This window comes from Bacillus sp. WMMC1349 (assembly GCF_013155385.1).
GTDB lineage: Bacteria > Bacillota > Bacilli > Bacillales > Bacillaceae > Bacillus.
Map to the genome: position 1 here is coordinate 3621214 of NZ_JABJUQ010000007.1, position 11924 is coordinate 3633137.

The window sequence follows — 11924 nt, forward strand, 5'->3', positions numbered from 1 at the left end:
CAGGATTTTATCAGAATCAATGTTTCAGTGTTCCTGGGGTTGATCGATTGATTCCACAAAGATTCGGTTAATCCCTCATTTTTGAGACTTAAAAAATTACTGTGTTTTTCTTTATACAAAATGAAAGGGACATATGAATATGAAAAAACGATTGATCAGCTTAAGTCTTGTACTAGCATGCACACTATTTATCACTGCTTGCGGAAAAGATAAGTTTGAAGAAGTCACATATAAAAAAGGTTTTCCAAAGGAAGCTAGCGATGGTTTAATTGAGTTCATGAAACATACTCTTACTAGAAGTACAGATCAAAAACTTTTTGGAAAGAACGGAATTACTGTATTTTCAACGGCAGCAATCAACCAAAAACAAGATATTCATTATTCACAGTATACAAAAGATCAGTTAATAGAGTATTATAAGCCTTTATCTATTGCAAAAAATCCAAAAAAGACTTTAAACGAAGAATTATACAAATCAGAACCTTTAGAAAAATCTTTGTATCATTCTATAAATAATCATGAAAAATATAATCTTCCTCAAGTAAAGATATTACGGAATAATCAACTCGAAGTGAAAACCAAGAAAAATAATAAAATATTAGACTTGCCAGTTCTTTTGAAAAGATATGGGGTCAAAAATTCCGACGAATTGAAAATTAATTTATATGTAGTTAATGCCAAATGTTTTTCTTTAGTTATTCAAGATTATAGTATAAAAGATAGTGTAAACAGTACGGTTGGACTTTTTATTACACAGGACCTATCAAATATAAAGACAACAGTTATAGCCAAAGAAAAACTGCAAAAAACATTATCAACAGGGAAGCTTAAAAATTTTTACAACTTGCTTGACAAGATAGACGAGTCGGGAAGATATTCACTTTTGTTTTTTGATGACATGATTTTAGATAAAAAAGCAAATCAGTTAAAAGAAATTAAAAAAAATGATTATTTAAGTGAAGATGGAAAATATGTTTATATTAACGGGCGAAAAGAAAAAGAAAGAGATGTAATGCCAGACGGAGTCCAAAAGATTCAAACAATCGATAATTATTTAAAAGGAAACGATAAGTATGAAGCTCAATTCAAGATAGATTTTGAAAATATAGCAAACGAGATGAATTTTAAATCAGATGCAGTTAGTATGGCGTATATCTGTTATTTTAATGAGAATTTTGCTGTCTTAAGTGTTGCTTATAATGGGAGGCTGGTTGGAACAGCAGGAGAGGTTAATGTGCTAATTGATTTGAAAAACAAAACCCAGCCAACAGCTTTTTTAGTTGATTTAGGAATAATGTCAAAAAGGGATTTTTAGACGTGGGGTTCGTAGTAGATGATTTAAGAATACGTTTCAAACCGTAGAATGAATATTTATAAAATAAAAATGAGCTGCCTGCACATTTGTCAATATACATCAAATTTTAAAGTTTCTCTTTCTGGGGTTAACCGAGTGATTCCGAAAAAATTCGGTTAATTCGGCTTTTTTGAAACTAAATAAAATTAAAGTGTTTTCTTTATACAAAATAAAAAGGACATATTCATATGAAAAAAAGATTAATCAGCTTAAGTCTTGTACTAGCATGCTCATTGTTTATCACAGGCTGCGAAAAAGATAAGGTTGAAGACACCATCTATAAAAAGGGTTTACCAGAAGATAGCCTGGCATTTAAAGAATTTATGAGAAATAATCTCGGTCTATCCTCAGAAGATATAACTTTAAGTCATCAAGGGCATAGTTATTTGATGACACGCAGTGATACAGATAAAATTCGATATTTTAAATATACAGATGAACAGCTTCATAACAGTTATAAACCTATTTTTTCTGTAAAAAAAGATTTTCCTGAAAAGCTGAGTGAAATAAGTCGTGTCAATTTTTATAAAGAAGGAAAAACTATTCATAATAAACTAGCTGAAAATCTTCCCGATGTAACAGTCGAAAAAAAGAATATGTTGAAAGTGAAAACAACATATGGAGAAAAAAAGCTTGCGATGCCACCAGAAAACGAAAGAGAAATCATGTATCTTAAACTTGAAGCAATTAATAAAGAAAATATGTTGATTCAAGTACGGATGAGTAATGAATCGATAGTTAGAGACTTGCGAGTATATTATTTGTTTTTAAAAAAAGATCTTTCAAAACATCAAATTGTCGAAGAAGAAAACTTATATACCACAATTGAGTCTGGAAAGTTAAACGATTATCTGTCTGTGTTTCCGAAGGTGTCAGAGGATGGATCATACCTTAAGTTATTTGACAATAATTTCTTGAAAAAAAAGACAAACAAGGTTCGAAAAATCAAAGACACTGATTACTTAAGTCTAGACGGAAAATATGTATATATAAACGGGCGAAAAGAAGAAGAAACAAGTGTAATGCCTGACGGTGTCCAAAAGATTCAAACAGTGGATAACTATTTTAAAGGAACCGATAAGTATGAAGCACAATTCGAGATAGACTATGGGGATATTGCAGACGAGGTTGATATTAGTTCAGGTGCTGCGGGCATAGCTCATATCAGTTATTTTAATAAAGATTTTGTTGTCTTAAGTATTTCATACAATGGGTTTATAGTTGGAACGGCGGGCTCTACTAATGTATTAATTGATTTACAAAAAAATAAAAACCAGCCGACTGCTTATTTGGTTGATTTAGGAATTTCGTAAGGCATCAAAAATGCTGGTACATTTAGTTTAATATCAGTATCAAATTTTAAAGTCTACCTTCCTTGGGTTAACCAAGTGATTCGAAAAATTCGGTTAACCCCTTCTTTTTTTGAGAGGAGTGGGTTTATAGTCCTTTTTCAACATAAATCAGGGGGAATTGCGAGACTCCTGCGGAAACAGTGAGCCAGGCGAGACCCAAGAGGAGCAAGGAACGAGCTCCGAGGAGGCTCGCGGATCGCCCGCGGAAAGCGAGCAAATTCCCCAATTTTTATTCATCCACACGACTTTCAGGACAGCCCCTTTTTTCTTTACCATTCTTTATATAAAACTCAAACAGAGGGGATATAATCATAATCTCATAGTGCTCTTCTTATATTGTGTACATTAGATAAAGTTTGAAAGGCTTCTTGAATGAGGTATCGTTCTATATTTTCAATCCCCCACACCATCTCATGTACTGGAATACGGTAAAAGAAATCATAACCAATTGATGCGGGTTTACAATAGACAACATCAAGTTCAAAAGAGGGGATTTTTGAGAGATTAAAGATGCCGGCATTGCTACAATCAAACAAATGCTATCACAAATCAAGATAGCGGTTTTTTCCCTGTTTCCCATAACCATACTGATACTTACTCTGATTTTTTCGATTCAGGTGCGTCTAGCGGTGGCAGCTGCTGAATGTAGTCGTAGAAAGCGAAAAAGCAGCTCTCTCAAAAGCTGCTTCCGCAATCACTTGTTTCGTTCTATCATTCTCGCAAATGCTTCAGTTGACAATCCTGGTGAGATCCGGACGCGATGAAGTGCCTGCATGCCTTGCTCCCTTGATGCTGCCCCTGGTTCTGTTGTGACAGCCATTTGATAGCCAGATTCTTTCGCCAGTCTTAACGTATCTGAATTATAACGTCCGACCGGGTAACTGAGCATGACGGTTTTTTGGTTGAACATCCCGTCAAACAGTTTTTTTGACCGTGTCATTTCGTTTTTCTGCTGGTCTGCCGTTAGTCCGTTCAACTCGACATGGTTTATCGTATGGCTCTCAATTGAAACCCCATTTTGACTCATTTCTTTCATTTGCTTTGTTGTTAAATGATTTTTAGTGCCAATCGATTTGCCAATCATAAAAATTGTCGCTTTCATTCCGTATTCTTTCAATATCGGATACGCTTTCGTATAGTTATCTGTATATCCATCATCAAAAGTAATCAACACACATTTTTTGCTCGGTTTTTTATCTTGCGTTAAGACAATGTAGGCTTCTTCCGGTGTCAGCGTATAGTATCCATTTTTCTTTAACCATTCCATCTGTTTGCGAAATTGCGCTTCCGGTACACGGAGACTGTTTCCAGAAGAGATGCTATGATACATCAAAATCGGAATTCGAGCAGGGCTATCTACCTTTATCCAATTTTTAGAATGGGCGGTCTCTTTTTTAGGTGTTACTTTCTCCGGATGAGCCGGTGCTTTTGATTTTGTCCGCTCTTCTCCACTCGCTTCATAGCTTGAGCAACCGTATAGAGTGAATACCGCCACAAACAACAGAAAAAGCATTTTCGTGTTTTTCATCTTATATCCTTCTTTCTTCTCTAAGTCACCTCTATGATTTTACCATTTTTTCATCTTTCTGAGTCTATGAAACATGAAGAAAGACCCGAATTTTTCTCGGGTCTCACTTTATATCATGCTGGTTTCTCATTGGGTTGTTCATTTAGAAATTTTAATCCCGCTGTATAACGTTTTCTCTTTCTCTTCGTCCAACAAACAAGTGCCAATCTCTGTCCGAGGTTTTGATCATCAAAGGTAATCCAGACGTTCCCATCCATTTCAAGCGGTATATTTGTTTCAATTTGACAGCCTGACGGACTAATATCTTTGATCGCAATCTCACTTAAGGAATCTTCACCTGGAATCGACAGTGTTCCCTTTCCTTCGAACGCTTCGCGAATATACTTTCTTTTAAAAGCTTCAGGGTTTTTTTCCGTTTTCATCAAAAAGCGCATAACGGTTGAAAATGTGTCAGCTCGTTTTTCCCGATCAGCTTTTTTGGCATTTTTTTCAGTAAACATATAACCAATTAAATTAACATATAATTCCGAGTCCAATTCTTTAAAACGCAAACCGATTTCGATATCATCTCCAGCTTTCGTTGTCCAAATCACCTGCACTGGCAGCTTTCCAACTTTATCAATGATCAGGTTGTCCACTTGATAATAGACAGCTGCTTCAGCTGTATAAGGCAGTCTGACACGGGCTCCTGTATCACTCAAATCTTCCAGTTCACATTGATGCTCTTGATCTGTCTGACTTGTCGAGAATGCCGCTGGTTTGTTCATCATAAATCGTTCAGAGCTACGAAATCTCGGTCTGTCAAAAGCAACAAGCATTGCAAGTAAAAGACCTATTGCATTATACAGAACCCAAAACAAGTTGTATGACGTAATATTGATATCAAACGTACCTAGAACCAAATAGTCATAAAGAGTTTTACCAAGGGCAGCAATTGTCAAAGCAAACAAAATAGCGCACGGATAAGCCGTAGTATACCTGAATTTACGTCGATCAGTATGAACTCCCTTAGGTGTTACTTTAAAGTCAAACCGCTTCTTAAAAATAAATTCAGATAAAGCAGACATCGCCAAATGCGGTGCCATGGACGTATCATAAATATGGCTCCAACTCATACTGCGTTGCTTGTCGGAAACAGATTTAAAAGAAAGATAAGAGCTCAAAAACGCCGGCAGCCAAAACATCGTGATTTCCAAAACATTCGTCTTCAAACTGTGAATACCAAATAACAAAAACAACAATGGCGCTAAGATATATACCATTTTAAAGACACCGAAAAACCAAAACAGAATACCATCAAAATAAAGAACCCGTTGCATCGGTGTCAGCCCTTTTAATAACAGAGGATTCCATTTTTTACCACACTGAATGTTTCCGCGGCACCAGCGGTCACGCTGTTTTAGCAAATCGGTCCAAGTTTCAGGGGCAAGCCCCACCGCGAGTACTTCACCGACAAATGCAGCTTCATATTTCGTTTGCAACAGCATTCCCGTTGCCATATCCTCCGTTATGACTCCAGTAGCAAATCCACCAATTTCATCTAAAGCCGTTCTTCTAAACACAGTATTACTACCGACATACATCACAGCATTAAAACGGTCTTTTCCAGCCTGTAGTCTCCGCATAAAAAAGTCCTGTTCATTCGGAATATTAGTTCCTGAGAACAAATTATACTGATATGGATCTTCATTATAGAAAGCTTGTGGTGTTTGAACAAAAGCCACCTTTTCTTCTTTAAAATAACCAACCGTTTTCTTTAAAAAAGACGGCAGTGGCACCATATCGGCATCAAATGTAACAATCAACTCACCCGTTGTACAACTCATGGCATGATTTAAGTTACCTGCTTTTGCATGTTCATTCGTTTTACGTGTTAAATAATGAACACCAAATTCCTCAGCTAATTTTTTAATATCTTTACGTTTGCCATCATCACAAAGATAAATGTTAACAAGCTCTTTCGGGTAATCAAGCTTTAAACAACCTGCAACTGATTTCTTCAACACATTTCGTTCCTCATTGTAAGTGGCAATAAAAATGTCAACACTTGGCCAATGATCGTTTTCATCCAACAGAACAGGAGTTCTTTTCCTTTCTTTCCAAATAAGCGTATAAAAAACGAGCAGTTGCAAAAATCCGACCAGTTCAGTAACAACCAGAATAATCCCCATCGTCACATCTGCAGGACTTGCAGTTGGCAAAGTAAACCCAAACCGCCAAACAATATAAACACCATTTGTTATAAGGCAAATGATGATTAACATCTTTTTGAAGCGAGCGCTTATTTTAATGCCAAAAAAACTAATAAAAATTAGCAGAATCATCGCAATCGGATAATAATTCAAAAAATATTCCATCTTTTTTCTCCTATATAAATAAAATCGACTGCTGTCATGGAGAATTATAACTTTATGTACTAATGAATGTTATAATTCCCAATTCAGCAATGAAGCTGAATCTCTCCAAAAGACCTTTTTAATATTTGACCAGAACTAATTTTACATTACTTTAGACTCTTTTTCAATGGAATTTGGTATGGAAAAATATAAATAAATGAAAAAAGTCCTGTATTTTAACAGAACAACTAAAAAAACCAGCTTTGGCAGCTGGAATGATTATGATTTGATATTTTGTCGCTCTCCTACTCTTTTAAAAATGGAGTCAATTTCATAGGCTAGTTCCTTTGGGTGGATGCAAGAAAAATCTTCATCGGGTTGGTCCCAATTATCTTTACATATCAGTTTGACAACATAATGACCGGACGGATCACTTGCAGGAATCCACTTCACATCTAATATCCAATCATTATGCTGCAATTGCATTAACTCTTGTTTGAATTCAGACTTCCAAACCTCACCATCAAGACCTGCTTCAAGTGGATTAGTATCGGTTAATCTATGGTATAACACCGTCCAACCTTCCGGAATTCTTAGCCTTAGCAAATGATTAGGGCTTTTTGTTTCACCACTACCTTCTTTCCAAATCAGTTCTTCTAGTCTTTCAGCTAACTGATCATACTGAATACCGGTGATTTGATTAACAAGCTTTTGGTCAGCATTTAATGTCTCTATCACATACACCTGCTCTTTAGCAGACTCAACCTGTACAACTTTCCCATCACTTTTATGCTCTAATATAAGTAATTTTTGATGATAACCCCGAATCGGTTTTTGATAGAGATGGTTTTCTTTCACCGTCCAACCTTCTGAAATCCTCAAAGGATGTAGTTTAAAAAAATAATCAAACACTGTCAACTTTCTCACTCCCATCACTTCTTTATCTTGTCCAATCACATTTACCTCTTATATACCAACTTATCCTGATGTTTATGCTTTTAGAACCACATGTTGTTAAACACAAGAAAAAGCGTGTGTCCATATCTGGACACACGCTTTTTCATTTACTCATTGCCTTTCTCTTTCCCATAAAAATATTTAGATGGATCAACCGGTGTGAAATCCTTCAGTTTATGGAAACGCAATAAATCTTTATAGAGAACTTGGTCAGACAGGTCTAGCTGTTCTGATACCTGTGTTTTTAATTTCTCTGTTTCTTTGTTTGGTTTTATCTCTTTTCCTGTTTTTGTGTCATATACGGTTGTATCAATCAGCGTATATTTCGGAGTCACATAGTTACCGTTCCTGAAAGGAACTGTTTCATCATGTTCTTTGGAAAAGAGGTCTGTTCCAAAGTTGACATAGTTTTTATTGTCAATCCCTTGTAAATGAAGGAGTGTCGGCATGACATCGACCTCTCCACCGTAAGTATGATTTACTCCACCTTTTTGACCAGGAATACGAATCATTAGCGGTACACGCTGATTCATCACATTTTGATATGGCGTAATCTCTTTACCTAATACTTCTTCCATCGCCCGGTTGTGGTTTTCTGAAATTCCATTATGGTCCCCGTAAATCACAATGACAGAGTCATCATATAGACCGGATTTCTTTAAATCTTTAAAGAACTGTTTCAATGATTCATCAAGATAGCGGGCTGTTTGGAAATACCCATCTACAGTGCTATCACCCGTTGTTCCTTTTTCAAGGGTTGCATCTTTCTCATCCAAAATAAACGGGTAGTGATGTGTGAGTGTCATTAAATGGGCATAAAACGGCTTTTTCAGCGACTTTAGCATTGGAATGGATTCTTTAAAGAATGGCTTATCTTTTAGACCAAGATTGACAAGGTTGTCTTCTGACATGTCATACGAACTAGCATCAAAGAATTTGTCATAGCCAATTTGTTTGTATACTTGATCACGATTCCAGAATGATTTATAGTCTCCGTGCAGCACAGCACTTGTATAGTCTTCTTTTTGATTTAAAATAGCTGGCAGGGACTGATACGTATTTTGCCCTTTTGTCACAAAAGCCGTTCCTTCTGGTAGACCAAACAAGCTATTATCCATCATCAGTTCAGCATCTGCAGTTTTACCTTGTCCTGTTTGATGGAAAAAGTTATCAAAATACATCATATCATTGCTTCCGTGTGCCAATTTATTTAAAAATGGCGTCACTTCTTTTCCATGCAGTTTATAATCAAGCAGAAACGTCTGGAAACTTTCTAAATGGATTTTAATAATGTTTTTGCCTTTAGCAATGCCAAAATATTTTTTATTCGGTTTAGCGTAGTGTGAGTTTGTATAGTTGATAACACTTGTCAAATCATCACTGCTTGCATACGCTTTTTGACTTGCTGTCTGCGCAGCTTGAATCCCATCATAAATCGTATAATTATATGGTCCTAAATATTTCACAATGTAATTTCGGTCAAATGTTCTTGTGAGAAGCTCAGGACGATCTTTTTCGGCAACTGAAAGGTTTATATAAAATAAAAGAATACCAGCAAGTACAACCGTAGCAGCCCACCTTTTTTTCAGTTGTGAAGCCTTGAGTTGAGGTCTCTTCACACATAACACGATTAAAATCGCCAAATCAAGGAAATAGATGAAATCATGGAGAGCCATGATACTGAAAACACCGTCAGACATATTTCCTAGATTACCTGCTTGCTTAAGATTCGCAAACGTCAAGAAGTCATCAAAAAAGCGATAAAACATAATGTTTGCGTACAACACAAATGTCATCACAGCATCTATGATGATGATCCATACGGCGGAACGACGTCCTTTAAAAAATAGCCCCAATCCTAATAAAACAATGGTAAAGCTAAATGGGTTAATAAATAACAGAATCTGTTGCGTGAAGCCTTTCACGCCCAAATTAAATTCCAATAAATAAGAAGCATAGGTTTTAGCCCATACAAGAACAACAGCTAACAAAAAAAAGCTTAGCTTATGAGATACTAATTTTTTCATTATAATAACCTCTACCTTTTTATACTATTTTGTCGGTGTCTGCTCATGACAGGCAGTGTCAGAAGCAAAGTTTCTCCAAAAAACTCAACGTGAATATCAACTGTATTATAGCAAACTCACTATATCGCTTCTACTATGACGGATGAATACCTCAAAAAGTTTCACAGTCTTTCCTATTTTAGCTGACAATCAACTTTTCTAACAGTAGTAATGGAACAAATGAGTATAACGACCTATTTAAAAACCAAGTCGTATTAACTAACATAAAACAGTAAAGATTTTTTGAAAAACTTGGAGGATATGATCTATGAAAAAGTTATTATTAGTATCGGCTTTAACATCTCTCGGTCTGCTTCTCGGAGCTTGCGGCCAATCCAACAGCAGTACAAAGGCTGAAAGTAAACATCAACATAAAACTGAAGAAGTTAAAAAAGAAAAGAAAGATGAAAAGAAAATTTATAAAATAGGAGAAAAGGCTGTTTGCAGCCATATTGAAAATACTTTTATCGTGACAAACGTAGAAAAAGTAATAAGTGAAGCCCAATATATTGACCCTACTTCCACTCCCTCTTTCGAAAATTTTGATGATTCACTGTTGAAACTAAAAAAAGATGAACAGTATGTTCTTGTTGACATCACACAAGAAAACAATTCCAAGAAAAAGCGTCAAGTTGCTCCAGGATATTTCAAACTAAAAGGTGGGAGTAACAAACTTTACGAGACAGTAACAGATTATAAATTATTACCAGACAACAAAAGGTTTTCACTTAACTATTTATCACCTGGCAGAAAAATTAAAGGCAAAGTCATTTTTGTGACAAAAATGACTGAGAAAAACTTTAAACTGATTTATACACCATCCGATGGCAGAAAAGAATATGAAGTTACTATAGATTTAAGCAAATAAATATTGAAAAGGGTGTCCAATAAGTCAATTCTATGATGATTGGACACCTTTTTCACATTAACAAATGCTGAGGTATCAACAATTTTAATTTTACATTTTATGCTCTTTTCAAGTATTCTGATGAAACTTCTCTAAATAAGCTTTTCTCTGCACTTCTGTAAACTGACTAATCCAATCCTCTCGGGTCGCTTCAGTCAAATACGGCAAAATATGCAATTCTACCGCTTTGTAAAACTCCGGTTCTGGAAGGATGTTGTATGTTGGAATACGTACGACTTTGTTCTCATGTGTCTCGATTAGTATATCCATTAAGAAAATCCCTTTAAAACTGTAACGGTGCCGTCCCATTCTAATACTTTTAATATTTTTTAATTCAACAACCTTTTTTCCTGAAAACAGACGACCGTCTTTTCCTTCTATAATATTGAAGATGACATCGCCTTTTTTGGTAAAGGCCGGGCAAAATATAAGAAATGTAATGAACCCATAGACAATTCCCAATAATCCGCCGCCAAGATAAAAAATCGAGTATTTTGATTCAAATTTTAACGCTTCAACAAAAAGCCATAACCCGGCTAAACCGATACCTGCTGAGCCTAAAAATCCCCATATCCTGAGAAATATCCGGCTTTTGACTTTTATCGGTTGTTTTTTCGTTTGATCCAAAAGTGTTAGCCTCCTTTATCTCGAAAAATGACTCTTTCTATCAATGATATGACGGAGATTCTCGTTTTCAGCAGACATAATCGAAAACTCATTTCTTGCACTTGCCATAGCCAGCCATGTATGATCAGATCCAGGGATAACAAACAATATATTTTTTACATCTGGGGTATTATCGCGGTCATATTCAATCAGCATTATGCTATCCATTTTTCCTTGACGTGAAACAAGATCTTGAAATAGACTCGCAGCGTGAGGATTTTTGTTCTCCCATTTCACAAGAGCATCATCCACTGTCACCTGTTCTTCACTGGCTTCTTTTAATAATTGTTCAAATTGATCATGTTGTAAAGTGAAGGTAATCTTTTCTGATCTCTCTTTTATAGTTAAAAATTGAACAATGAGATCAATCACTTCTTCTCTCGATGACAGACAGCTGATCTGATGAACCTGCTGATCATAGCACAATGAGTGAGCAAAAACCCCGCTAGCGGCGATATGATAAGAAATACTTTCTTCTCCTTTATCGGTGAACTTTGCTGCTTTCACGGTATAATCTGCATGATTCATCACTTGAATAAATGGTCTGAAAGTTTCTTTTAATTGATATTGATGATTTTTATATTCCAGTACATCTTTAGCCAACAGTGAGCGGCAAGAAATCTCAAACACGGATTCAAGCTGTTTTTCAGTCATCTCCGGAAAGTACGCTTGTTTCAACGACATTCCTTGCTCAAATAATCCTTCACTATAAAAACAAAAAATGAGTTCTTCAATACTTAATTTTAATGTTTTCATCT

9 protein-coding genes are annotated in these 11924 nt (G+C 35.7%); 3 read left to right on the plus strand and 6 right to left on the minus strand.

The window, feature by feature from the left end; translation table 11 throughout:
- The first annotated feature begins 139 nt into the window (after positions 1-139).
- Together HOO54_RS20895 and HOO54_RS20900 are read left to right on the plus strand one after the other, a co-directional pair.
- Positions 140-1315, plus strand: a complete 1176-nt coding sequence (locus HOO54_RS20895) for a hypothetical protein (protein WP_172298732.1) — start codon at positions 140-142, stop codon at positions 1313-1315.
- A 227-nt stretch (positions 1316-1542) separates the two neighbouring features.
- Positions 1543-2667 carry a hypothetical protein gene (locus tag HOO54_RS20900; RefSeq protein ID WP_172298734.1) on the plus strand — a complete coding sequence of 375 codons (1125 nt, stop codon included), beginning with the start codon at positions 1543-1545 and terminating at the stop codon, positions 2665-2667.
- A gap of 733 nt (positions 2668-3400) precedes the next feature.
- Here the strand turns inward: HOO54_RS20900 and HOO54_RS20905 are convergent.
- The 4 genes from HOO54_RS20905 to ltaS all read right to left on the minus strand — a co-directional run bounded on the left by HOO54_RS20905 (position 3401) and on the right by ltaS (position 9554).
- Positions 3401-4234 (minus strand): polysaccharide deacetylase family protein, encoded by an 834-nt coding sequence (locus HOO54_RS20905; protein ID WP_172298736.1) that lies wholly within the window; start codon positions 4232-4234, stop codon positions 3401-3403.
- 113 nt (positions 4235-4347) lie between these two features.
- Positions 4348-6591, minus strand: a complete 2244-nt coding sequence (locus HOO54_RS20910; RefSeq protein WP_172298738.1) for a glycosyltransferase — start codon at positions 6589-6591, stop codon at positions 4348-4350.
- Positions 6592-6849: 258 nt separating this feature from the next.
- Entirely contained in the window at positions 6850-7527 is a 678-nt protein-coding gene (locus HOO54_RS20915; RefSeq protein ID WP_309244893.1) for a hypothetical protein, read from the minus strand.
- 107 nt (positions 7528-7634) lie between these two features.
- On the minus strand, positions 7635-9554 hold the full coding sequence (ltaS, locus tag HOO54_RS20920; protein WP_172298740.1) for a lipoteichoic acid synthase: 1920 nt from the start codon (positions 9552-9554) through the stop codon (positions 7635-7637).
- A gap of 307 nt (positions 9555-9861) precedes the next feature.
- Between ltaS and HOO54_RS20925 the strand changes: the two genes are divergently transcribed.
- Positions 9862-10461, plus strand: a complete 600-nt coding sequence (locus HOO54_RS20925; RefSeq protein WP_172298742.1) for a DUF4352 domain-containing protein — start codon at positions 9862-9864, stop codon at positions 10459-10461.
- A 108-nt stretch (positions 10462-10569) separates the two neighbouring features.
- Here HOO54_RS20925 and HOO54_RS20930 read toward each other — a convergent pair whose 3' ends face one another.
- Both HOO54_RS20930 and HOO54_RS20935 read right to left on the minus strand, forming a co-directional pair.
- Positions 10570-11127 (minus strand): YfjD family protein, encoded by a 558-nt coding sequence (locus tag HOO54_RS20930; RefSeq protein ID WP_172298744.1) that lies wholly within the window; start codon positions 11125-11127, stop codon positions 10570-10572.
- A 15-nt stretch (positions 11128-11142) separates the two neighbouring features.
- Positions 11143-11922 (minus strand): hypothetical protein, encoded by a 780-nt coding sequence (locus tag HOO54_RS20935; protein WP_172298746.1) that lies wholly within the window; start codon positions 11920-11922, stop codon positions 11143-11145.
- Positions 11923-11924 lie beyond the last annotated feature (2 nt).

What these genes read in the sequence shown, in the direction of transcription:
- HOO54_RS20895 (WP_172298732.1), top strand. Translation starts at nt 140, where the DNA reads ATGAAAAAACGATTGATCAGCTTAAGTCTTGTACTAGCATGCACACTA.
- HOO54_RS20900 (WP_172298734.1), top strand. Translation starts at nt 1,543, where the DNA reads ATGAAAAAAAGATTAATCAGCTTAAGTCTTGTACTAGCATGCTCATTG.
- HOO54_RS20905 (WP_172298736.1), bottom strand. Translation starts at nt 4,234, where the DNA reads ATGAAAAACACGAAAATGCTTTTTCTGTTGTTTGTGGCGGTATTCACT.
- HOO54_RS20910 (WP_172298738.1), bottom strand. Translation starts at nt 6,591, where the DNA reads ATGGAATATTTTTTGAATTATTATCCGATTGCGATGATTCTGCTAATT.
- ltaS (WP_172298740.1), bottom strand. Translation starts at nt 9,554, where the DNA reads ATGAAAAAATTAGTATCTCATAAGCTAAGCTTTTTTTTGTTAGCTGTT.
- HOO54_RS20925 (WP_172298742.1), top strand. Translation starts at nt 9,862, where the DNA reads ATGAAAAAGTTATTATTAGTATCGGCTTTAACATCTCTCGGTCTGCTT.
- HOO54_RS20935 (WP_172298746.1), bottom strand. Translation starts at nt 11,922, where the DNA reads ATGAAAACATTAAAATTAAGTATTGAAGAACTCATTTTTTGTTTTTAT.